The organism is Pseudoxanthomonas winnipegensis (assembly GCF_030322905.1).
GTDB classification, from domain to species: Bacteria; Pseudomonadota; Gammaproteobacteria; order Xanthomonadales; family Xanthomonadaceae; genus Pseudoxanthomonas_A; species Pseudoxanthomonas_A winnipegensis.
On sequence record NZ_CP095475.1, the window covers coordinates 3,934,945 to 3,956,824 of the forward strand.

Consider the following 21,880-nt stretch of genomic DNA (forward strand, 5'->3'; position numbering starts at 1 on the left):
TCTTGAGCTTTCCGTTGCTGGCATTCCACGCCTGGCACGCGCGCGAAGGGCCTTGGGATCGACTGCCGTTCGTCCATCGCGCAACGACACCTGCCGGGTGATCCCGCCCGGCGTCAGCGTGGTGGCGTGCGAAACCGCGTCGCCGCCAGCGGCCGCTCAGCCGTGCTGCTTGGGTGCAAGTCGGGCTGCAAGCGATTCGGCAGCGGCCAGGGAGACTTCCTGTGGCAGCAGTTGCTTGCGCAGGACCGGCAAGGCCTGCGCAAGCAACTGCGCGGCCTGCTGCGCATCGCCGCGCCGCTGCAGGATGTCGGCCAGCTCGGCCTGCGCGATGGCCGTGTCGATCGCCAGCGCCGCGTCGCCCTGCAGGCGTTCCAGCGCCTGTCGCTGCGCGCGCTCGGCGTCGGCCAGCGCGCCCCGCTGGCGCGCGAACGCCGCCTGCGCACGCAACATATGGGCGAACAAGGGATGCGTCGGTGGCAGCAGTGCCGACAATCGCGTCCGTGCCTGCGCAAGCAAGGCGGTTCCCGCAGCCCAGTCGCCCATCCGGCGTGCGAGTCCGGTGCGTTGCCAGATCAACATGGCGTACTCGATCGAGGCGTCGCCCTCCAGCCGGAGGGCTCGCGCCTGCAGGTCGCGCAGCTGCAGATCGGCTTCGGCATAGCGACCCGCGAAAGCCAGGGAGCGCGCGCGACTCCTGGCCAGACGCCGTCGCGTCGCATCGTCCGGCGACAGGCCGCTGCGATCCGCCAACGAAACGGCGCGATCGAACAACTCGATCGCGCGCGCATAGTCCCCTGCGTTCTCGTAGACGGAGCCAAGATTGCCCAGGCCGATCGCAAGCTCCACCTGCGAGCCACTCGCCGATTCCTCCAGCCCATCCGAATGTTCAAGCGCTTCCACCGCCTCGCGGTAGCGGCCCTGGTCGTTCAGCACGATTCCCAGGCTGTTGTAGAGATCGGACATGCGTGTGCCGCCCTCGCCGATCGTGGCACGCTGCAGCGCCATCCCCTGCCGGATCACGGCCTCGGCCTCGGCCAGCTCGCCCGCCTGCTGCAGTGCATTGGCCTTGGAGAGCAGCAGGCTGACACGCACCGGTGAGTTCGGGGAGACCCGACGCCGGTCGGCAAAATCGAGCCCGGCCTGCGCGTATCGCACGGCCGGTTCGTACTCGCCCTTCGCCGCCAGCACGCCCGACAGCAACTGGTAAGCCTCGATCGTATCGTTCACCGCTGGATCCGGAAGCAGCGCCGCCAGTTCGATGGCCTGTTTCCAGAACGCCTCGGCCTGGTCTTCATCATGGGCGTAGAAATGTCCCTTACCCTGGAGCACCAAGGAGGCGAGCTGCAGCGTCTTGTCCCGAGGGGCATAAGTCAGGCGCCAAACTTCGGCGCGCTTGGCCTCGGCGAGACCCTCCGCGCCACGGCCCGACTGCCCCAGTGCGCCGATATAAGCCGACATGGGGACGAACAGTGCCGCGACATCCTCCCGGCTCTGCGGCTGCACGCCCTTGAAACCCGCCTCGAACAACGGCAGCGCTGTGCGTATGTCCCCAAGCGAGTGGTAGAGCGTGGCCAACATCAGCTGTACAAACTGCCGCACCTGCGGCTCCAGCGATTTCTCGTCGAGCTTCCTGCGCGCCTGATCGAGCAGGTCGCGCACGCTGACATCACGGCGCATGGCTTCTTCCGGCGCGGCTGCGGAGAGGGTATCGGTCAGGAAGGCGAGCGAGGCACGGGCGCTGGCGCTTTCGCGCGTGGCGATGCGGGCCTGGGCGCGGGCCTCGTGCGCCTGCCAGAGCGCGACGCCGGTGCCCGCGACCAGGGCGAGCGCGACGGCCGCGCCGGCGGCGGCCAGCGTGCGGTTACGGCGCCCCCACAGCCGCAGGCGCTGCATGCGTCTGAGCGGCACGGCGGCGATCGGCCGGCTGTCCAGCCAGGCCTGCAGGTCGTTGGCCAAGGCGTCGGCCGTGGCGTAGCGCGCCTCCGGATCGCGCCGCAGGCAGGTCTGGACGATCGCCGACAGGCTGCCGCGCAGCGCGCGCGACAGCGAGTCCGGCGAATGCCCGCCGCGCTGCAGCGCCTGCTCGGGCGGCAGCTTGGCGGCGGCGCGGGTGAGCGGCTCGGGATCGCGCTCGAGGTGCTGGAGCTGGCTGGCCAGCGGCGTGTCCCGGGTCAGCCCGAAGGGATGCGACCCGGACAACAGCCGATGCAGCACCACGCCCAGCTGCCACACATCGGTAGCGGTGGTGATGGGCGCATCGTGCAGCTGCTCGGGCGAGGCGTACTCGAAGGTCAGGGCCCGGTCGTGCGTGGCCGTTACGGCGCCCCCTTCCAGCTGCTTGGCGATGCCGAAATCCAGCAGCTTGACGCGCCCCTCCGCATCGACCATCAGGTTGGAGGGCTTGAGGTCGCGATGCACGACCAGATTGCGATGCGCGTAGCGCACCGCGTCGAGCACCTGCAGGAACAGCGTCACGCGTTCGCGCAGCCCCAGGTTGTGCGCATCGCACCAGCGGTCGATGGGTTGGCCGTCGATCAGCTCCATCACGAAGTACGGCTCGCCCTGCGGGGAGATGCCGCCATCGAGCAGCGTGGCGATGTGGGGATGGCGCAGCGCGGCCAGGATCTGGCGTTCGCGCAGGAAGCGCTCGCGCGCGGCCTGCGAATCGGTGCTGGCGCGGATCAGCTTGAGCGCGGCCTGCTGCGTGTAGGCGCCGTCGTCGCGTTCGACCCGGTACACCGCGCCCATGCCGCCGCGCCCCAGCACGTCCAGCACGCGCCAGGCGCCGAGCTGCCGGCCCAGCATCGCGTCGTGCGCTTCGTGCTCCTCGCTCACGTGCAGCGCCTGGCCCCAGATGCGGGCATCGCCGTCGAAGGGCTCGCCTTCACGGTCGTCGGCGGCAAGCAGGGCCAGCACCTGCGCGATGAGCTGCGCATCGTGCGCGCAGTGCTGCTCCAGCCAGGCCGCGCGCTGGTCGACGGGCAGGTCGACGACGTCGCGGAACGCCGCCAACGCACGCCGGCGACGTTCGGCCTCGTTCACTTCTCCAGCTCCGCCAGCAGGAAGGCGCGGGCCGCGCGCCAGTCGCGGCGCACCGTGCGCACGCTGATGTCCAGCATCTGCGCGATCTCGGTCTCCTCATAGCCGCCGAAGTAGCGCAGTTCGACGATCTGCGCGGCGCGCGCATCGGCGTCATGCAGCGCGCCCAACAGCTCGTCCAGCGCCAGCACTTCCACGATCGCGCGCTCGCCCGAGCCCAGGCGTGCGGTCAGCGTCACCGGCGCCTGTCCGCCGCCGCGCTTGTCGGCGTGGACCGAGCGCGCCTGGTCCACCAGCACCTGGCGCATGGCGCGGGCGGAGATCGCCAGCAGGTGGCTTCGATCGTTGGCCGAGACCACCGCGCCGCCGGCCAGTTTCAGATAGGCCTCATGCACCAGCATGGTCGTATCCACGCCGCCGCGCTCGCGCCGCAGCTGCGCATGCGCGACGCGCTTGAGTTCGGAATACACACTGGCGAACGCCGCACCGGCCGCGGCCGCATCGCCTTGCCGCGCGCGTTGCAGCAGTTCGGTCACCGGCACCGTGTCGGTCCCCATGCCTGTCCTCGCTTGTGCCCCATGTCCGGCCTTGGCGGCGCGGATCGTCCCGGCCGCATCCTCTCATAAGCCGCCGCGCAGCGGCGCTACAGCGGCGCGCGGCGCCGCCGATGTCCTGTCCGGGCCCCGTCCTGCGCATAGCAGGGTTCGAACTCCTTCCTTGCATCTGGGGCTACCGCATGAACCGCGTCTACCGGCTTGTCTTCAACCGCGCCCTGGGCGTGCCACAGGTGGCCTCCGAGCTGGCCTGCCGCCACGGGACCGGCGCGACGGCGGGGGGCGCCAGCGTGCGGCGCGCGCGGCTGGCGTCCCTGGTGGCGCTGAGCCTGGCCGGACTGGCGGGCCCGGCTGCGGCCACGGACTACACCTGGGCCTCGGGCTGGTACACCACCTTGAGCGACCCCACTACCTCCAGCAGCGTGGCGCCCTCCACCCTGGCCGCGGGCGATCTGCTCACGCTGACCAGCGGCGCCGACAAGCTGCTGGGCTGCGCGCCCAACGGACCCAACTGCGACGGACGACAGGACCTGCTGATCGGCACCGGCGCCACCGTCGCGCACGCCGCCGGCAACCTGCTGTTCGGCAGCACCGGCAGCGTGCTGACCAACCAGGGCACCTACGACCTGCAGGGCGACGTGTCGATCACCGGCGACAACAGCACCAGCGGCGGTCAGTTCGACAATCAGGGTGAGCTGCTGAAGAGCGCCGGCACCGGCACGGCGCATATCGGCGGGGTCCACTTCGTCAACAGCGGCACGGTGCGGGTGCTGGCCGGCACCCTGCAGTTCGACGGCGACAGCCAGGGCGGGCCGGAATTCAACGACGGCGGCGTGATCGATACCGGTGTCTGGCGGGGCATCGTCTCCTTCGCCAACGGTGCGACCTTCAGCGGCACCACCACGGCCACCAATGCCAACCTGAGTTTCGACGGCGGCGTATTCTGGGGCAACAACGCGATGCTCATCGACGGCAGTGCCACGCTGGGAAGTTCGGCCACGCTGGCGGGCGGCTGGACGCTGGAGGGCACCACGCTCTACACCAACGGCGCCAACATCGTGGCGAACCTGGAGGTCGGCAACGGCGCGACGCTACACCTGGTCGGCGTCACCGACCTGCCCGGCCTGGGGTCCATCCATGTCGCAACGGGCGGGCTGATCGGTGTGTCCAACGGCGATCTGCTCGGCGGCGGGCCGGTGACCAACGACGGCACGATCCGCAAGACCATCCCCGGCACCACGGCCTTCGATGCCGCGCTGACCAATCGCGGCCGCGTCGAGATCGATACCGGCGGCCTGCAGCTCCCGGACACCTTCGTCAACGACGGCACGGTGCAGCTGCGCAACGGCGGCACCCTCCAGGCCGGCGATGGCACGGCGGTGTTCCGGCAGTCGGCGACCGGGCGCGTGGTGATCGGCGATGAGATCGACGCTCTTCAGGGCAACAGCGCCGGCACGCTGGCGGCCACCACGCTGCAGGGCGGCACCCTGGTGGTCAACGCCTCCTTCGACCCCGACCTGCGGCTGGCACAGATGCAGGCGCTGGAGGTCAATAACGGCGATCTGACCCTGCGTGGCGACAATTCCGCCTTCGGCGGCAGCGCGCGGGTGGACGGCGGCGGCAGCTTCCTCTGGGTGCAAGACGGCGTGCTGGGAGGCGCGGTCACGCTGACCAATGGCGGTCATCTGGGCGGTTCCGGCACGGTCGCGGGCGATGTGGATGCGCAGGACGGCGCCTTGCAGCTCGGCTGGGGCAGCGACAGCCAGTTCCATATCGGCGGTGCGCTGCGGCTGGGCGCGAACAGCCGCCTCAACGCCATCCTCGGCGCACCGAACGACCTGCCCGCCGCGCAGGCGCGGCTCACCGTGGGCGGCGACCTGATCCTCGACGGCGGCCTGGCGCTGAACGCGACGCAGGACATGGGCGCCGGCGTGTACCGTCTGATCGACTACGGCGGCGCGCTGACCGACAACGGCCTGGACGTGTACGGCCTGCCCAGCAACCTGGCCAGCCAGGTCCAGAACAGCATCGCCCACCAGGTGAATCTGGTGGTGACCCCGGCCGGCGGCGACACCTCGCTCAGCTTCTGGAACGGCAACACGCTCTCGCCCACCGGCACGGTGGTCGGCGGCTACGGCACCTGGAGCGCCGGCACGCGCACCAACTGGACCAACGCGAACGGGACCGAGTCGCGGGCGTGGAACGGGCGTGCCGCGGTCTTCCAGGCCAACCCGGGGGTCGTCGCCGTGAGCGGCGACGACGGTGAGGTGAAGACCACCGGGATGCAGTTCATGGACGGGGAGTGGTGGGTATCCGGCGACGGGCAGCTGACGCTGGATGGTCGGGGCGGGGATGTGGTGGTCCGGGTGGGCGACGGCACCGCGGCCGGCGCGGCCTGGACGGCGCACATCGGGGTGCCGCTGACCGGCAACGCCACCCTGGTCAAGACCGACCTGGGCCGGCTGGTGCTCACCGGCAGCCGCAGTTGGACGGGTGACACGCGGGTGGAAGCCGGCACGCTGCAGTTGGGCAGCGGGGGCGGCACCACCTTCGGGGGGACGTTCACTGTGGCCGCTGGCGCGACGCTGGAGAACTGGGTCAATCTGTCGCTGAACGTCCCCGACCTGGTCCGCGGCTCCGGCCAGGTCGTCAATCGGGGCGGGCTCTTGCTGCAGGGGCAGGGCGTCTTTTCCTTCCCCGGCACCCTGCGCAATCTGGGCCTGATCAAGCTGTTCGACAACAGCTACCTGCGCCTGCCCGGCGGCTTCAGCAACGAGGGCATCCTGCAGGTCACCGGCGGCGCGCTGCACGCATCAGATGATGTGCTCAACCAGAGCGACGACGGCATCCTTTATCTGGGCGGCACCATCGAGGACGGTCCCGAGACCAGCGGCCGACTCGACACCCGCACCACGGTCCACGGCGGGCGCGTGGTGTTCAATCACACCGACATCAAGAGCTACGACCTGTCCCTCTCCCAGGTGGACAGGGTGGACGTGCTGGCCGGCTACACCTCGCTGAGCCAGGACAGCCCGGACTTCGGTGGGACCGCCGTCGTCACCGGCGGCGAGCTCAACGTGCATGCGCTGCTCGGCGGCAATGCCCTGGTCTCCGGCACCGGCATCCTGAGCGGCGACGGCCGCCTGTCCGGCAGTGCGGCGGTGAATGCCGGCGGCACGCTGTCGGGCGTGCAGGGCGAGCCGACGCTGCGCATCGATGGCGATCTGCTGCTGGGGGATACCGCGGTGGTGCGGGCGTCGCTGTACGCGCCGGACAGCCAGGCGCTGTTCGCCGTGGGCGGCAACCTGACGCTGGATGGCGCCCTGCAGGTCACCGATGCCGGCCTGTTCGGCCAGGGCGTGTACCGGCTGTTCGACTACGGCGGCACCCTGACGGACAACGGCCTGGACGTGGGGGCGCTACCCAATGGCACCAGCGGTGCGCTGCAGACCTCCGTCGACAAGCAGGTGAACCTGGTGGTCAGCGGCGGCGACGACCAGACCGTGAGCTTCTGGAACGGCACCACCACGGTCCCCGATGGCCAGGTGCATGGCGGCAGCGGAACCTGGGTCAGCGGCGTCACCAACTGGACCAACCCGGCGGGCACCGACCCACGCACGTGGAACGAACTGTTCGCGGTGTTCCAGGGCACGCCGGGCACGGTGACGCTGGGTGAAACCGTGTACGCCGCCGGCCTGCAGTTGGTCGGCAGCGGCTGGATGCTGCAGGGCGCGCGCTTGTACCTGGAGCAATTCTCCGACGGGGAAGTGGTCGTGAGGGTGGGCGACGGCAGCGCGGGGGGCGCGGCCTCTAGCGCCACCATCGCCAGCGACATCGGCGGCGATTCCACGCTGGTGAAGGACGACCTGGGCACACTGGTGCTGACCGGCAACGGCAGCTGGCAACACGGCACCGTCGTGCGCAACGGCACCCTGCAGATCGGCGACGGAGGCACCACCGGTGCGATCGTCGGCGACGTGCGTAACGCCGGGACACTGGTCTTCGATCGCAGCGACGCGGTGGACTTCGCCGGCGCGATCAGCGGCGCCGGCACGCTGGCGCAGGCCGGCGGCGGGCTGCTGCGGCTGACGGGCGACTCGTCCGCCTTCAGCGGCACCACCCAGGTGCGCGCCGGCACGCTGGAAGTGGACGGCGCGCTGGGCGGCGCATTGGCCGTGCAGTCCGGCGCGACGCTGCAGGTGGGCAATGGCGGCACGGCGGGCACAATCGCCGGCAACGTCGCCAACGCCGGCACGCTGGCCTTCAATCGCAGCGACGCGGTGAGTTTCGCCGGCGCGATCAGCGGTGCCGGCACGCTGGCGCAGGCCGGCAGCGGGCTGCTGCGGCTGACGGGCGACTCGTCCGCCTTCAGCGGCACCAGCCAGGTGCGCAGCGGCACACTGGAAGTCGATGGCGCGCTGGGCGGCGCATTGGCCGTGCAGTCCGGCGCGACGCTGCAGGTGGGCAATGGCGGTACGGCCGGCACGATCGCCGGCAACGTCGCCAACGCCGGCACGCTGGCCTTCAATCGCAGCGACGCGGTGAGTTTCGCCGGCGCGATCAGCGGTGCCGGAACGCTGGCGCAGGCCGGCAACGGGCTGCTGCGGCTGACAGGCGACTCGTCTGCCTTCAGCGGCGCTACCCAGGTGCGCAGCGGCACGCTGGCGGTCGATGGTCGCCTGGGCGGCACGCTGGCGGTCGGCTCCGGTGCGCGCCTGCAGGGCAACGGCAGCGTCGGCGCCACCACCGTGCAGGCCGGTGCGACCATCGCGCCGGGCAATTCCATCGGCACGCTGAGCGTCAACGGCGACTACGTGCAGCAGGCCGGCTCGACCTATGCGGTGGAGATCGACCCCAGCGGCGCCAGCGACCGCATCGCGGTGTCCGGCACCGCGACGCTGCAGGGCGGTACGGTGGCGGTGAGCAAGGCCGCGGGCACTTACCTGCCGGGCGCGTCCTTCGACATCCTCACCGCCGCCGGCGGCGTGAGCGGACGCTTCGACGCACTCACCCAGGATCTGCCCTTCGTCGACCTGTCGCTGCGTTACGGCGCCAACGATGTCCTGCTGCAGGTGGCGCGCAACGCGGTGGCGTTCTGCGAGGTCGCAGCCACCGACAACCAGTGCGGCGCAGGCGGCGGCGTGGAAAGCGTCGGCAGCGGGGCCTTGTACGAGGCGGTGGCCAGCCTGCCCGACCAGGACAGGGCGCGGGCCGCCTTCGACGCGCTGTCCGGCGAAATCCACGCCGATACGCGCGCCAGCCTGCTGCTGCAGTCGGCCGAACTGCGCCAGGCGCTGGACGAGCGCCGCACCGACGGCAGCGGCGTCTGGGCGCAGGCGCTGGGGGCCTGGGGCCATCTGAACGGCGACGGCAACGCGGCGCAGGTCAAGGAAGACCACCAGGGCCTGGCGTTCGGCGCCGATCTGGAACTGGGCGAGCACGGCGTCCTCGGCGCGCTGGCCGGCTACAGCGACGGCAGCCTGCGCAGCGACGCACGCGCCTCCTCGATGGATGCGCGCGGGCTGCATCTGGGCGTGCATGGCGGCGTGCAGACCGGTCGCTTCGAGCTGCGCGCGGGCGTGACCTACTCCGACTACCGGCTGGACAGCCGGCGCGCGGTCTACATCGAGGGCCTGGAGAGCCAGCGCCTGCGCGCCGGCTACGACGCACAGCTGTGGCAGGGCTTCGCCAGCGCCAAGGTGGCGTTGACGCCGGTGCTGGGGGCGCAGCTGGAACTGGCGCATGCCCAGGCCCGCACCGATGCCTTCGACGAACACGGGGGCAGCGCCGCCTTGCACGTGGCCAGCGGCACCAGCAAGACCGACACCGCCGGGGCCTGGCTGGTCCTGAACGTGCCCTCGGCCGATCAGCGCCTGCGCGTCGACGCGCGACTGGGCCTGCGCCACCGCTTCGGCGGCGATGCGGTGTCGTCCATGGAGGCGCAGTTCGACGGCGGCGCGCGTTTCCAGGTCCTGGCCCCGCGCACGGGGCGCGACGCGGTGATCGGACGCTTCGCCGTGGACTATGCGCTGGGGCGCGACAGCGAGCTGTCGCTGGCGTATGCGGCGACCAGTGGCGGCGGCGCGGCCGCGCACCAGGCCAGCCTGCGCTACACCTGGCGCTTCTAGCGCGCATCGCGCATTTCAAAAGCGCGATGCGCTGTGGCGCCGATCCGGAGCGAAGCGCGCCCGGATCGGCGCCCAGGCAAGACCCCATCCCATCAACCAAGGAACCTGCGTCATGGCGTGGCAGAAAGTGGACCACTACAGCTTCGGCTTCAAACCGGCCGACAAGACCTACTGGATGTACTACACCCTGGTCGGCTCGCGCGCGAGCACGCAGGTCTTCCTGAGCGCGACCGAATGCCAGACGCTGGCGACCCTGTTCAATGCCAGCGCCTCCATCAGCTACGAGTCGGTCGGCGGCTATTTCGCCACCGAGGCGCGTCAGTTCTGAGCGGATCCACCGATCCGCACGCAGAGCGTTACACGCGATCGGGGCGGCCGGGCGCGAGCGCATCGCATTCGCGCCAGGCCTCGCAGTTCGCGCCGGGCGGTCATGGTTGGCTAGGCTGTGGCCTCCCGATCGCCGGTCATCGCCCATGCGCAAGTTCCACGCCGAAGTCCACCGCAGCAACCGCACCGGCTGGCTGCGCGCCGCCGTGCTCGGCGCCAACGACGGCATCGTCTCCGTCGCCGGGCTGATGGTCGGCGTGGCGGCCAGCGGCGCGGGCCAGGGCGTGCTGGTCGCCACCGGCGTGGCCGGGCTGGTGGCCGGAGCGATGTCGATGGCGGCCGGCGAATACGTGTCGGTCAGCTCGCAGGCCGATACCGAGCGCGCGGACCTCAGACTGGAGAAGCGCGAGCTGGCCGAAGACCCGCACAACGAGCTGATCGAGCTGGCCGGCATCTATGAACAGCGCGGCCTGAAGCCTGCGCTCGCGCGTCAGGTGGCCGAACAGCTGACCGCGCACGATGCCCTGGCCGCGCACGCCCGCGACGAGCTGGGCATCACCGAGGCCCTGCGCGCGCGGCCGGTGCAGGCGGCGCTGGCCTCGGCGGCGGCGTTCTCCACCGGCGCGGTGCTGCCACTGCTGGCGGCGTTGCTGTTCCCGGCGCAGGCGCGGCTGGCGGTGATCGTGGCCACGCTGCTGGCGCTGCTGGCATCCGGCGCGCTAGCCGCGCGCGCAGGCGGCGCGCCGACGCTGCGCGGGGCGCTGCGGGTCACCTTCTGGGGCGCGCTGGCGATGGCGGCGGCGGATCTGGTGGGGCGTGCGTTCGATGTGTCGCCGTCAGGGTTGAGCGGCTGACCATCACCCGTCGCTCCCACCAAAGCGGGAATCCAGTGCCCTGGTTTGGCGCTTGAACGTCCAAGGGTTCCCGCTTTCGCGGGAACGACGGTAGGGAGGTTTGCTACTGGGTGCGGCGCGCGCCTTGGATCCACCTGCTTGTCAAAAGCCAATCGGTCCCCGCGCGATGAACTCAAAACTCGTCATCCCCGCGAACGCGGGGATCCAGGGACGTCCGTGCAGGTCGAGCGACGTCCATGGGTTCCCGCGCACGCGGGGACGACGGTAGGGAGGTTTGCTACTGGGTGCGGCGTGAGCTTTGAACCCACCTGCTCCCTGAAAGCCGATTCCGCTGCGCGCGATGAACTCAAATCTCGTCATCCCCGCGAACGCGGGGATCCAGGGACTTCCGTGCAGGTCGAGCAACGTCCATGGGTTCCCGCGTGCGCGGGAACGATGGTAGGAGGTTTGTCGCGGCGCTGATCGGCCGCGACAGTGCGAACGGAAAGCCGCGAGAGCGCGAACGGAAAGGGATCCCCGCCGCGACGCTTACTCGGCCGCGACGGCCGGCGCGGCCGCCGGCATCAGGTCCAGCCAGGTCTGCACCACGGTGCGGGCCTGGTCCACGCCCTGTTTGGACTCGGACGAGAACACCTGCACCCCGACGCTGTCGCCGAACGCCGAGGACAGCTCCTTGCGCACCGCGGCCAGGGTCTGCGACTGCTGGCCGCGGCCGAGCTTGTCGCCCTTGGTCAGCAGCACATGCGCCGGCAGGCTGCGCTGGACGGCATAGCCCAGCATCTGCCGGTCGTAGTCCTTGAGCGGATGGCGGATGTCCATCACCACCACCAGCCCGCGCAGGGACTGGCGGGTGGCGAAGTACTGGTCGATGAAGGCCTGCCAGTGCGCCTGCAGGTCCATCGGCACCTTGGCGTAGCCGTAGCCGGGCAGGTCGACCAGGCAGCGCTGCGGCCTGACCTCGAAGAACACCAGCTGCTGGGTCCGGCCCGGCGTCTTGGAGACCCGCGCCAGCGCGTTGTGGCCGGCCAGGGCGTTGAGGGCGCTGGACTTGCCGGCATTGGAACGCCCGGCGAAGGCCACCTCCAGTCCGTCGTCGGCAGGCAGCTGGCGGGCGTTGTGCGCGGACAGCAGGTAGCGCGCGGCGTTGAGATAGTTGGAGACGGCCATGGGCATAGGATCGCACGGCCGTCGCGCGGCACGGCAGCCATGTTGCAGCGCGCCATCTTTTCCGCACATCTGCCCGGCATCTGCGCGCAATTGGCGCACTGCGCGCACCGGACGCGCACTCGCATTGACCGTCCGAGCGGGCCATGACGATAATCGGCCGGCTTCGCGCGGCCCCGGGCCTTGCGGTGCGCGAACCATTGGGAATCACGGAGCTCCAGCTATGCGCCACGCTCGTGTCTTGGGACTGTCCAGCCTTGCCATCGTCGCCGTCGCGGCCGCCGCCTACGCGCAGACCAGCGTGACGCCGCTGCCGGACAACACCCCGGTGCAGGCCCAGCCGCTGGAGATCGACCTGACCAAGACCCACTGGGGCGATGCCAAGGCCGGCCAGAGCAAGGCCGGCACCTGCGCGGCCTGCCATGGCGCCGACGGCAACCCGGCCGCGCCGATCTATCCGCGCCTGGCCGGCCAGAGCGAGGGCTACATCGCCCAGCAGCTGGCGCTGTTCGCCACCGGCCAGCGCACCAGCGGCATGGCCGCGGTGATGATCCCCTTCGCCCAGAGCCTGAGCCCGCAGGACATGCGCGATGTCGGCGCCTACTTCGCCACGCAGAAGGCCGGCGCGGGCGTGGCCGACGACACCCCGATCACCGAGGGCCCGTACAAGGGGCTGAAGTTCTACCAGGTCGGCGAGCAGCTGTTCCGTGGCGGCGACGCCGCGCGCGGCATCCCGGCCTGCATGGCCTGTCACGGGCCCAGCGGCGCCGGCAACCCGGGCCCGCCGTATCCGCATGTGGGCGGCCAGCCGCAGGAGTACGTGGTGCGGCGCCTGCAGGAGTACCAGGCCGGCACGACCGCCTACAAGGATCCGGCTCACTTCCAGATCATGGCCCAGGTCGCCAAGCCGCTGACCGATCAGGAGATCCAGTCGCTGGGCAGCTACATCCAGGGCCTGCACGAGAGCGCCGCCGATGCGGCCGCGGCGCCCTCGGCCAGCGCCTCGGCGCCGGCGCCCGCCGCGCCTGCGGAACCAACCGGGCAGTCCTGAGGTCCTAGCGGCGCATCGCGCCGACGGCCCCTGCTGTCGCCCCCGTCACACCACGACGCCGGCCATGTATGGCCGGCGTCGTGCGTTTTGCCGGACAATCCCCTCCCCCACTCCGCCACCGGAAGGAGCTCTGCCGCATGAAGCTGCGCCTGTTCGCCCTCGCCCTGCTCGCCCTGTTGCCGCTCACGGCCTGCGCCTCCTCCAACGCCCCGGTGGAGGGCGAGGACTACGACGTCATCGCCGACGGCCAGCCCTTCGCCCCGCTCACAGGCCAGCAGAAGGTCGAGGTGGTCGAGGTGTTCGGCTACGTCTGCATCCATTGCGCGCATTTCGAGCCGCAGTTCGAGGCTTGGCAGAAGCGGCAACCGGCCAGCGTGCGGGTGACCTCGGTGCCGGCGGCGTTCGGCGGCTACTGGATCCCCTATGCCAAGGCGTTCTACGCCGCCCAGCAGCTGGGCGTGCTCAAGCAGAGCCACGCGGCGGTGTTCAAGGCCCTGCACGACAGCCATGAGCTGCCGATCCAGAACGCCAGCGACCAGGAGATCGCCGGGTTCTACGCGCGCTTCGGGCCCGACCCGGACAAGTTCGCCGCGGCCATGGAATCGCCGCAGGTCGCCGCGCAACTGGAGAAGGCGCGCGCCTTCGGCATGGCCAGCGGCATCCGCGGCACGCCGACCCTGGTGATCAACGGCAAGTACCGCATCACCACGGTCGACCCGGACGACGTGCTGAAGGTCGCCGACTTCCTGATCAAGCGCGAACTGGCCGCCGCCAAGTAACGCGCACATCCCTTCTTTACGTGCGCGGCGGCACCATGCCCCGCGCGCCCGCCCGCTTCTTCGCCTGCTGCTATGGAGTCGCACCGACCATGAAGACCCGTTTCGCCCTGGCCCTGGTGGCCCTGTTGCCCGTGCTGGCCGCCTGTTCCAAGGAGGACGCCTCCGCGGCGACCGCCGCGAGCACGCCCGCCGCTTCCGCCCCGGCCGCCTCCGCGCCAGCCGCCCCGGCTGCGACCGACACCAGCGCCCCCGCCGCCAGCGCGCCGGCCGAGGCCGCCGCCCCCGATGCGCCCAACAACAATCCGATCGTGCCGCCGCAGGGCCCGGCGCCGGTGGAAGGTACCGACTACTCGGTGATCGCCGACGGCCAGCCCTTCGAGCCCGCCGACGGCAAGATCGAGGTGGTCGAAGGCTTCAACTACATCTGCCCGGCGTGCGCGCAGTTCGAGCCCGGCTTCAACCAGTGGAAGGCCAAGCAGCCGGCCGACGTGAAGGTGGTCTACGTGCCGGCGCAGTTCCGTCCGGACTTCCGCGAGTACGCCAAGGTCTACTACGCCGCGCAGGCGCTGGGCATCGAGAAGAGGAGCCACGACGCGATGTTCAAGGCGATCCACATCGACCACGCGCTGCCGGGCGAAGGCGAGCCTTTCGACGCGGACAAGGTGGCCCAGTGGTACACCCAGTACGGCGTCACCGCCGACCAGTTCAAGCAGGCCATGGCCAGCTTCGCGGTGGCCGGCAAGCTGAGCAAGGCCAACCAGTTCCTGATGCGCGCGCAGATCCCCGGCACGCCGGCGCTGATCGTGGGCGGCAAGTACCTGGTCAAGGGCCGCTCGATGGCCGACATGCTGCGCATCACCGACCACCTGATCGCCAAAGAGCGCCAGGCCGCCAAGTAAGCCGATGACCGAAGTGTCCCCCGATGCACGCCGGCTGCGGATGTTGAGCGCCAACATCCAGGCCGGCTCCAGCACCCGCCGCTACAGCGATTACTTCACCCGCAGCTGGTCGCACGCGCTGCCGGTGGGCGCCAAGCGCAGCAGCCTGGACGCCATCGCCGACCTGGCCGGCGGCCATGACATCGTCGGGCTGCAGGAGGCCGATCCGGGCAGTCTGCGCTCCGGCTTCACCAACCAGACCCACTACCTGGCCCAGCGCGCCGGCTTTCAGTACTGGAGCCACCAGCCCAACCGCAACGTGGCGCGCGTGGCCGGCAGCGCCAACGGGCTGCTGAGCCGGCTCGAGCCGGTCAAGGTGGCCATGCATCCGCTGCCCGGGCGCATCGCCGGGCGCGGCGTGCTGCTGGCGCATTTCGGCAGCGGCGAGGAAGGCCTGGTGGTGGCGGTGGCGCATCTGTCGCTGGGCAACGGCTCGCGCCGCCAGCAGCTGGGCTATATCGCCGAGCTGCTGGCCCCGCATCCGCATGCGGTGCTGATGGGCGACTTCAACTGCGTGCCGACGGTGCCGGAAATGGACCTGCTGTACGAACGCACGCATCTGCGTCCACCGAGCTTCTGTGTGCCGACCTTCCCCAGCTGGAAGCCGGCGCGCGCGATCGACCACATCCTGGTCACCGACCAGCTGGCCCATGCCAATGCGCGGGCCGTGCCGGCGGCGTTCTCCGACCACTTGGCGCTGGCGCTGGACATCGACGTCCCCGCGCAGGCGCTGCGACAGTAGGGCTTCTGAATATCCCCCGGGCGGCCCACCTGTAGAGCGGAGCTTGCTCCGCTGCTCTTGGGCCAGATCATCGGGAAAGCCCCATCGGAGCAAGCTCGGCTGCGCTTCGTTCGGTGTGTGGAGAAGGCCGCAGCGGAGCAAGCTCCGCTCTACAGGTGGGGAGGCGCCGTTGGCGCTCCTTCCAAACCCACACCCACCGCGGAAATCCGATTCATGCACGCCTGCTTATCATCGCGCGCATGATGCGATCGCTCCTGCTGTTGGCCGTTACCTCGCTGTGCCTCTGCGCGCCCGCCGCCGCGCAGGACCTGGATGCGCAGCGCCCGCTGGTCCGCGCCGCGCTGGAGGCGGCCGACCGCGGCCAACCCAGCGATGCGCTGACCAACCCGGCCCTGGCCGACAGCCCGGTGCGCGGCTGGGTCGAGTTCGCCCAGCTCAAGCGCGACATCGACACGCTCGACCCCGCGCGCGCGCAGGACTTCCTGCGCCGCTACAGCGGCCAGCCCGTGGCCAACGCCCTGCGCAGCGCCTGGCTGCCGTCACTGGCGCGACGCAAGGACTGGCCCACGCTGCTGGCCAACTGGCAGCCCACCGACAACCCCGGCCTGCGCTGCGCGCGGCTGCAGGCGCTGTGGGTGCAGGGCCGCACCGATGCGGCCTGGGTGAGCGAGGCCCAGGCCCTGTGGCGCGGGGCCAGCAAGTCCCTGCCCGACGGCTGCGACCCGGTGTTCTCCGCGCTGGCCACGCAGGGCCAGCTCAGCGATGCGCTGCGCTGGGAGCGCATCGACGCGGCGGCGGCCGCGGGCCAGACGGGCGTGATGCGCGCGGCCGCCAACGGCATGAGCGCCGGCGCGCGCAGCCAGGTGCTGGCCTATGCGAGCTTCCTCGATGCGCCGGGCTCCCAGGGCCTGGCCTGGGAGCCGTCCGACCGCGCCCGCGCCATGGCCACCGACGGCCTGGAACTGCTCGCGCGCAAGGACCCCGACGCGGCCGAAGGCCTGCTGCCGCAGTACGTGCAGGCCCTGGGACTGAGCGAGACCCAGCGCGGCCAGGTGCTCTACCAGATCGCGCTGTGGACGGTGGCCTCCTACCTGCCCGACTCGGCGCGCCGCCTGGCCGCCGTGCCTGCCGCCGCCTACGACGAACGCCTGCACGAATGGCAGGCGCGCGAGGCCATGGCCCGCGGCGACTGGCCCGCGGCGCTGCAGGCCATCCGCGCCATGCCGGCCGGGCAGCGCGGCGATGCGCGCTGGCAGTGGTTCGAGGCGCGCATGCTCGACAAGACCGGCCAGCCCGGCGCGGCCAGGGCGCTGTACGCGCATGCCGCCCGCACCAGCACCTTCCACGGCTTCCTGGCCGCCGACGTGCTCGACCAGCCCTATGCGCTGTGCCCGCGCGAGCCGCGCGACAGTGCGCAGGCGCAGGCGGCCGTGGCGCGCGACCCTGCGCTGGTGCGCGCGATGGAGCTGTGGAAGCTCGACCGCGCCGCCTGGGCCACCGCCGAATGGAACGACGCGCTGAGCCGCTTCAACGACGATCAACGGCGCATCGCGGTGGAAGTGGCGCAGCGCAACGGCTGGTTCGACCGCGCGGTGTTCGCCCTGGGCAAGAAGCCGGAGGAAATGCAGCTCTACCGCCTGCGCTTCCCGCTGCACCACCACGCCACCATCCGCACCCAGTCCCAGCGCAATGCGATCGATCCGGCCTGGGTGGCCGCCGAGATTCGCGCCGAGAGCGTGTTCAATCCCAACGCCCGCTCGCCGGCCAACGCCCTGGGCCTGATGCAGGTGGTGCCGGGCACCGCCGCCGAGGTGGCGCGGCGCAACGGCATCGCCTACGGCGGCGCGCAGAGCCTGTACGACGCCGACACCAACATCGCCATCGGCGCGGCTTACCTGCGCGAGCTGCTGGGCAAGTACGGCACGCCCTACGTCACCATCGCCGCCTACAACGCGGGCCCGACGCCGACCGCGCGCTGGCAGTCGCAGCGGCCCGGCTTCGACCCTGACATCTGGATCGAAACGATCAGCTACAAGGAAACCCGCGAGTACGTGGCCCGCGTGCTGGCCTTCAGCGTGATCTACGACTGGCGCCTGGGCGGCGACGCGCTGTCGCTGGACGAACGCATGCAGGGCCGGCTGGACGGCAAGCGCAAGCGCTTCGCGTGCGGGGCGCAGGCCGGAGCGGATGAGCAGGAGTGAGCGGAGAAAGAAGAGAAACGAGTGGAGAGGAACGAGAAACGAGTAAGGGTGTGCAAGGCGGGCTTGCTACTTGATCTTTCTGCGAGCGAAGGCGCTGCGCTAACGTGCGCAGCGATCACGCTAAGCTGGCGCCCCACTCGTTTCTCGTTCCTCTTCACTCGTTCCTAGCCCCATGAAGACCTATCTCGTCGGCGGCGCGGTCCGCGATGCCCTGCTTGGCCTTCCGCCGGGCGATCGCGACTGGGTCGTGGTCGGCGCCACGCAGGCGCAGATGGAGGCGCAGGGCTTCCGCGCGGTGGGGCGCGATTTCCCGGTATTCCTGCATCCGGACACGCAGGAGGAGTACGCGCTGGCGCGGACCGAGCGCAAGTCCGGACGCGGCTATCGCGGCTTCGTGGTCGACGCCGACCCGGGCGTGACGCTGGAGGAAGACCTGGGCCGGCGCGACTTCACCCTCAACGCGATCGCGCGCGATGCCGACGGCGCCCTGGTCGATCCTTATCACGGCGTGGACGACATCGAGGCACGCGTGCTGCGTCACGTCGGCCCGGCCTTCGTCGAAGACCCCCTGCGCGTGCTGCGCGCGGCACGCTTCATGGCGCGCCTGGCGCCGCTGGGCTTCCGCGTCGCGCCCGAGACGCTGGCGCTGATGCGGCAGGTGGCCGACAGCGGCGAGCTGGACGCGCTGGTGCCCGAGCGCGTCTGGCAGGAGCTGCGCAAGGCGCTGGCCTCGCCGCGCCCCAGCGCCTTCCTGCGCACGCTGCATGACGCCGGCGCGCTGGCGCATGTGCTGCCGGAACTGGACGCGCTGTACGGCGTGCCGCAGCGCGCCGAGTTCCATCCCGAGGTGGATACCGGCGTGCACCAGGAACTGGTCAGCGACATGGCCGCGCGACTGGCGCCGGGCGATGAGGTGATCGGCTACGCCGCGCTGACCCACGACCTGGGCAAGGCGCTGACACCGGCCGACGTGCTGCCGCGCCACATCGGTCACGAGCAGGCCGGCATCAAGCCGCTGCTGGCGCTGTCGGCGCGGCTGAAGGTGCCGACCGAACATCGCGAGCTGGCGGTGATGGCCTGCCGCGAGCATCTCAACGTGCACCGCATCGATGAGCTGCGCGATGCCACCGTGCACGATCTGCTGGCGCGCTGCGACGGCTTCCGCAAGCCCGCGCGCATCGCCCAGCTGGCGCTGGTCTGCGAATGCGACAAGCGCGGACGCGCCGGCAGTGCCGAGGACGCCTATCCGCAGGGCGAAACGCTCAAGCGCCTGCATGCGGCGGCCTGCGCGGTGAGCGCGCGCGATGTGGCCACCGAGGGCCTCAAAGGCCTGCAGATCGGCGAGGCCGTGCGCAAGGCGCGCATCGCGGCGATCGGCGCCGCGCGTTCGACGGCCGGCTGAGCCCTGCACGTGCGACTAGGCGCCGTCCCACGCTCGTCGCGGCCCGACGGGCGCGGACGGCAGGCTCAATGGCCGTTGTAGCGCGCGGAGAAGCGGCCGTCCTCGACCTGGAGAAACGGTCCCTGCTCGCCGCCGCCGGTCAGCCGCAGCCGACCGGAGAAGGTGCCTTGCACCCCATCGGCATCCATGGCCGTCACGGTCATCACGAAGCTGGCGCCGTCCATGGCATCGCCGGTGTAGGTCGTGGTCCCGTTGGGCGTCTGGACGTAGTACGACGCATAGAGCTGATCGACGCCGCTGCGATAGGTCCCGGGCTTCACCTCCGGCGCCACGAGCTGGAACATGAAGCCGGGCGAGGACGGATCGTCTTCCAGGTGTCCGCCGACCGTCACGAAGTGCACCGTCGGCTCGGACGGCGGATCGTTGGCGCCCAGATGCTTGTCGAAGCGCAACGGCTTGCCTTCCAGCTTCAGCGTCAGGAACTGCTCGGGGGCGCCGCCGCCGCAGGCGGACAGCAGCGCCGCGAGGCCTGCGGCGAGCAGGAGGAATCGACCTGTGTTGATCGGCATCGCGGAGGTCCTTCTTCGCCCATGGCGTCCATGCCTTCCAAGCTTGGCCGAGACGGCCGCGCCGCTCAAGTTTCCCGCCGCTCCATGGCCGCCAGGAACGCCGCCAGCGCCGGCGAGCGCGGACGGTTGGCCAGCTCCAGGCGATAGAGCGGACGCTGCAGCGCTGGACCGGGCGGCAGCGCCAGCGCGCGCAGGCGCCCGACCGCGATGAGATCGGCGACGACCGCGGCCGGCAGGATCGCCACGCCGTCGCCGGCGGCCACCGCGCGGGCGATGGCCTCGTTGCCGCCGATCTCCAGCGTGCGCGCCGGCACGATGCCGCGTGCGGCCAGCAGTGACTGGGCGACCTCGCGCGTGCCCGAGCCGGCCTCGCGCACCAGCCAGCGCTGCGCGCCCAGCTGCCGGGCGCTGGCCCGGCGCTGCGCGCCCAGCGTCGAGGCGGTGGCGACCACCGCCTGCAGCGGCTCATCGCGCCAGCGCGTGGCCAGGATGCGTTCGTCGTGCGGCGGGCCTTCGACGAAGCCCGCGTCGATGCGGCAATCGATCAGCGCCTCGGCGACCTCGCCGGTGTTGCCGACCACCAGCGCGCTGTCCAGCTGCGGATGGCGCGCGGCATGTCGCGCGAACGCCTCGGCCAGCCAGTACGCCGCCACCGTGGTGCTGGCGCCGATGCGCAGGCCGCCGCGCCGCAGCCCCACGCGCTCGCGCACTTCCTCCAGCGCCGCGCGCTCCAGCGCGAAGATGCCGCGCGCGTGGCGATACAGGGCCTGGCCGCTCTCGGTCAGGCGCACGCCGCGGCCGCCGGAGCGGTCGATCAACGGCAGGTCGAGCTGATGCTCCAGCTCGCGCAGCGCCTTGGACACGGCCGACTGACTGACGAACAGCGCCTCGGCCGCGCGCGAGAAGCCGTCGTGTTCCACCACCGCAGCGAAGACGCGCAGCAGGTGCAGGTTCAAGCCATGAGTTGAATTCATGAAAATCGGAGAATGATGTATTGGACGCATCCTAGCCTTGAGCCGAGCATGGCGCATCCTTCAAGGCCATTGACGCGTCATGTCCGGTTCCACGTTCCCGCATCCGCATTCGCTCACGCTCGGCACGCGGCCCGGCCCCTGGCCGGGCCTGCTGCTGGCGCTGGGCATCGCGCTGGCGGGCATCGGCCTGGCGCAGCTGCCGTGGACGCAGCACGCCGGGCTGGGCGCGCTGACGCTGGCGATCGTGCTCGGCATCGTGCTGGGCAACAGCGTGTTCCCGGCCATGGCCGCGCAGACAGGCGCCGGCGTGGATCTGGCCAAGGGCACGCTGCTGCGCGCCGGGATTGTGCTCTACGGCCTGCGCGTGACCTTCCAGGACCTGCTGGGCGTGGGCCTGGCCGGGCTGGCGATCGATGTGGCGGTGGTGGCCGGCGTGTTCGGCACCGCGACGTGGTTGGGCACGCGCGTGCTCAAGCTGGATCGCCAGAGCGCCATGCTGATCGGCGCCGGCAGCGCGATCTGCGGCGCGGCCGCGGTGCTGGCCACCGAGCCGGTGCTCAAGGCGCCGGCGCACAAGGTGTCGGTCGCGGTGGCCACGGTGGTGGTGTTCGGCACGCTGAGCATGTTCGTGTATCCGCAGCTGGCGCCGTATCTGCCGCTGGACGCACACGCGTACGGGCTCTACGCCGGCTCGACCATCCACGAGGTCGCCCAGGTGGTGGTGGCCGGCCGCGCCGTCGGCGACGCCGCGGCGAACGCGGCGGTGATCGAGAAGATGCTGCGGGTGATGCTGCTGGCGCCCTTCCTGCTGGCGCTGGGCGCGTGGCTGCGCCGTGGCCAGGCACGCGCCGATGCCGAGGCGATACCGCTGACCATTCCGTGGTTCGCACTGGGCTTCGTGGCGATGGCCGGCTTCAACTCGCTGCAGCTGCTGTCGCCGTCCGTGGTCGCGGTGGCCAACGGCCTGGACACGCTGCTGCTGGCCATGGCGATGGCGGCGCTGGGGCTGCGCACGCAGTGGGGGGCGATCCGGCAGGCCGGCGCCAGGCCGCTGCTGCTGGCGGCGGTGTTGTGGGGACTGCTGGTGATCGGCGGCTATGCGCTCAATCGCGCAGCGATGTTGCTGCTGGGATAGCGGCCGCCGATCGGCGACAAGCG

General features: G+C 71.0%; 16 protein-coding genes. 11 read left to right on the forward strand and 5 right to left on the reverse strand.

Annotated features, from left to right (window positions below):
- Positions 1-156: 156 nt before the first annotated feature.
- Positions 157-2,805: a serine/threonine-protein kinase gene (locus MWN52_RS17350; RefSeq protein ID WP_286575672.1), complete on the reverse strand. Its 2,649-nt coding sequence runs from the start codon at positions 2,803-2,805 to the stop codon at positions 157-159.
- 6 nt (positions 2,806-2,811) lie between these two features.
- Between MWN52_RS17350 and MWN52_RS17355 the strand changes: the two genes are divergently transcribed.
- On the forward strand, positions 2,812-3,144 hold the full coding sequence (locus MWN52_RS17355) for a hypothetical protein (protein ID WP_286575673.1): 333 nt from the start codon (positions 2,812-2,814) through the stop codon (positions 3,142-3,144).
- On the opposite strand, the gene MWN52_RS17360 is transcribed toward MWN52_RS17355, so the two are convergent.
- Entirely contained in the window at positions 3,039-3,596 is a 558-nt protein-coding gene (locus MWN52_RS17360) for an ECF-type sigma factor (RefSeq protein ID WP_286575674.1), read from the reverse strand. The two genes, MWN52_RS17355 and MWN52_RS17360, sit on opposite strands and share 106 nt — an antisense overlap.
- Before the next feature lie 179 nt (positions 3,597-3,775).
- On the opposite strand from MWN52_RS17360, the gene MWN52_RS17365 reads away from it, so the two are divergent.
- The 3 genes from MWN52_RS17365 to MWN52_RS17375 all read left to right on the forward strand — a co-directional run bounded on the left by MWN52_RS17365 (position 3,776) and on the right by MWN52_RS17375 (position 10,902).
- The gene (locus tag MWN52_RS17365; protein ID WP_286575675.1) at positions 3,776-9,721 is read left to right on the forward strand and encodes an autotransporter domain-containing protein; all 5,946 of its coding nucleotides are present in this window, start codon (positions 3,776-3,778) and stop codon (positions 9,719-9,721) included.
- A gap of 112 nt (positions 9,722-9,833) precedes the next feature.
- Entirely contained in the window at positions 9,834-10,049 is a 216-nt protein-coding gene (locus MWN52_RS17370; protein ID WP_286575676.1) for a hypothetical protein, read from the forward strand.
- A 145-nt stretch (positions 10,050-10,194) separates the two neighbouring features.
- Positions 10,195-10,902, forward strand: coding sequence for a VIT1/CCC1 transporter family protein (locus MWN52_RS17375; RefSeq protein ID WP_286575677.1), 708 nt, complete (start codon positions 10,195-10,197; stop codon positions 10,900-10,902).
- Positions 10,903-11,430: 528 nt separating this feature from the next.
- On the opposite strand, the gene yihA is transcribed toward MWN52_RS17375, so the two are convergent.
- Positions 11,431-12,069 (reverse strand): ribosome biogenesis GTP-binding protein YihA/YsxC, encoded by a 639-nt coding sequence (gene yihA / locus MWN52_RS17380; RefSeq protein ID WP_131659162.1) that lies wholly within the window; start codon positions 12,067-12,069, stop codon positions 11,431-11,433.
- 220 nt (positions 12,070-12,289) lie between these two features.
- On the opposite strand from yihA, the gene MWN52_RS17385 reads away from it, so the two are divergent.
- The 6 genes from MWN52_RS17385 to MWN52_RS17410 all read left to right on the forward strand — a co-directional run bounded on the left by MWN52_RS17385 (position 12,290) and on the right by MWN52_RS17410 (position 19,179).
- Positions 12,290-13,117, forward strand: a complete 828-nt coding sequence (locus MWN52_RS17385) for a c-type cytochrome (protein WP_286575678.1) — start codon at positions 12,290-12,292, stop codon at positions 13,115-13,117.
- 137 nt (positions 13,118-13,254) lie between these two features.
- The gene (locus MWN52_RS17390) at positions 13,255-13,896 is read left to right on the forward strand and encodes a thiol:disulfide interchange protein DsbA/DsbL (protein WP_286575679.1); all 642 of its coding nucleotides are present in this window, start codon (positions 13,255-13,257) and stop codon (positions 13,894-13,896) included.
- An 89-nt stretch (positions 13,897-13,985) separates the two neighbouring features.
- Positions 13,986-14,795 (forward strand): thiol:disulfide interchange protein DsbA/DsbL, encoded by an 810-nt coding sequence (locus MWN52_RS17395; RefSeq protein ID WP_286575680.1) that lies wholly within the window; start codon positions 13,986-13,988, stop codon positions 14,793-14,795.
- 40 nt (positions 14,796-14,835) lie between these two features.
- On the forward strand, positions 14,836-15,576 hold the full coding sequence (locus MWN52_RS17400; RefSeq protein ID WP_130525215.1) for an endonuclease/exonuclease/phosphatase family protein: 741 nt from the start codon (positions 14,836-14,838) through the stop codon (positions 15,574-15,576).
- Between the two features lie 239 nt (positions 15,577-15,815).
- Complete coding sequence (locus tag MWN52_RS17405) at positions 15,816-17,777, forward strand: transglycosylase SLT domain-containing protein (RefSeq protein ID WP_286575681.1); 1,962 nt, start codon at positions 15,816-15,818, stop codon at positions 17,775-17,777.
- A 172-nt stretch (positions 17,778-17,949) separates the two neighbouring features.
- Positions 17,950-19,179, forward strand: a complete 1,230-nt coding sequence (locus MWN52_RS17410) for a multifunctional CCA addition/repair protein (protein ID WP_286575682.1) — start codon at positions 17,950-17,952, stop codon at positions 19,177-19,179.
- 65 nt (positions 19,180-19,244) lie between these two features.
- Here the strand turns inward: MWN52_RS17410 and MWN52_RS17415 are convergent, their stop codons facing one another.
- Positions 19,245-19,748 carry a hypothetical protein gene (locus MWN52_RS17415; RefSeq protein ID WP_286575683.1) on the reverse strand — a complete coding sequence of 168 codons (504 nt, stop codon included), beginning with the start codon at positions 19,746-19,748 and terminating at the stop codon, positions 19,245-19,247.
- A gap of 65 nt (positions 19,749-19,813) precedes the next feature.
- Positions 19,814-20,722 carry a LysR substrate-binding domain-containing protein gene (locus MWN52_RS17420; protein ID WP_286575684.1) on the reverse strand — a complete coding sequence of 303 codons (909 nt, stop codon included), beginning with the start codon at positions 20,720-20,722 and terminating at the stop codon, positions 19,814-19,816.
- 79 nt (positions 20,723-20,801) lie between these two features.
- Between MWN52_RS17420 and MWN52_RS17425 the strand changes: the two genes are divergently transcribed.
- On the forward strand, positions 20,802-21,857 hold the full coding sequence (locus tag MWN52_RS17425; RefSeq protein ID WP_345783499.1) for a YeiH family protein: 1,056 nt from the start codon (positions 20,802-20,804) through the stop codon (positions 21,855-21,857).
- Positions 21,858-21,880 lie beyond the last annotated feature (23 nt).

Coding starts and splice junctions, on each gene's coding strand:
- MWN52_RS17350 (WP_286575672.1), bottom strand. CDS start 2,805: ATGCTGGGCCGGCAGCTCGGCGCCTGGCGCGTGCTGGACGTGCTGGGG.
- MWN52_RS17360 (WP_286575674.1), bottom strand. CDS start 3,596: ATGGGGACCGACACGGTGCCGGTGACCGAACTGCTGCAACGCGCGCGG.
- MWN52_RS17365 (WP_286575675.1), top strand. CDS start 3,776: ATGAACCGCGTCTACCGGCTTGTCTTCAACCGCGCCCTGGGCGTGCCA.
- MWN52_RS17370 (WP_286575676.1), top strand. CDS start 9,834: ATGGCGTGGCAGAAAGTGGACCACTACAGCTTCGGCTTCAAACCGGCC.
- MWN52_RS17375 (WP_286575677.1), top strand. CDS start 10,195: ATGCGCAAGTTCCACGCCGAAGTCCACCGCAGCAACCGCACCGGCTGG.
- yihA (WP_131659162.1), bottom strand. CDS start 12,069: ATGGCCGTCTCCAACTATCTCAACGCCGCGCGCTACCTGCTGTCCGCG.
- MWN52_RS17385 (WP_286575678.1), top strand. CDS start 12,290: ATGCGCCACGCTCGTGTCTTGGGACTGTCCAGCCTTGCCATCGTCGCC.
- MWN52_RS17390 (WP_286575679.1), top strand. CDS start 13,255: ATGAAGCTGCGCCTGTTCGCCCTCGCCCTGCTCGCCCTGTTGCCGCTC.
- MWN52_RS17395 (WP_286575680.1), top strand. CDS start 13,986: ATGAAGACCCGTTTCGCCCTGGCCCTGGTGGCCCTGTTGCCCGTGCTG.
- MWN52_RS17400 (WP_130525215.1), top strand. CDS start 14,836: ATGTTGAGCGCCAACATCCAGGCCGGCTCCAGCACCCGCCGCTACAGC.
- MWN52_RS17405 (WP_286575681.1), top strand. CDS start 15,816: ATGATGCGATCGCTCCTGCTGTTGGCCGTTACCTCGCTGTGCCTCTGC.
- MWN52_RS17410 (WP_286575682.1), top strand. CDS start 17,950: ATGAAGACCTATCTCGTCGGCGGCGCGGTCCGCGATGCCCTGCTTGGC.
- MWN52_RS17415 (WP_286575683.1), bottom strand. CDS start 19,748: ATGCCGATCAACACAGGTCGATTCCTCCTGCTCGCCGCAGGCCTCGCG.
- MWN52_RS17420 (WP_286575684.1), bottom strand. CDS start 20,722: ATGAATTCAACTCATGGCTTGAACCTGCACCTGCTGCGCGTCTTCGCT.
- MWN52_RS17425 (WP_345783499.1), top strand. CDS start 20,802: ATGTCCGGTTCCACGTTCCCGCATCCGCATTCGCTCACGCTCGGCACG.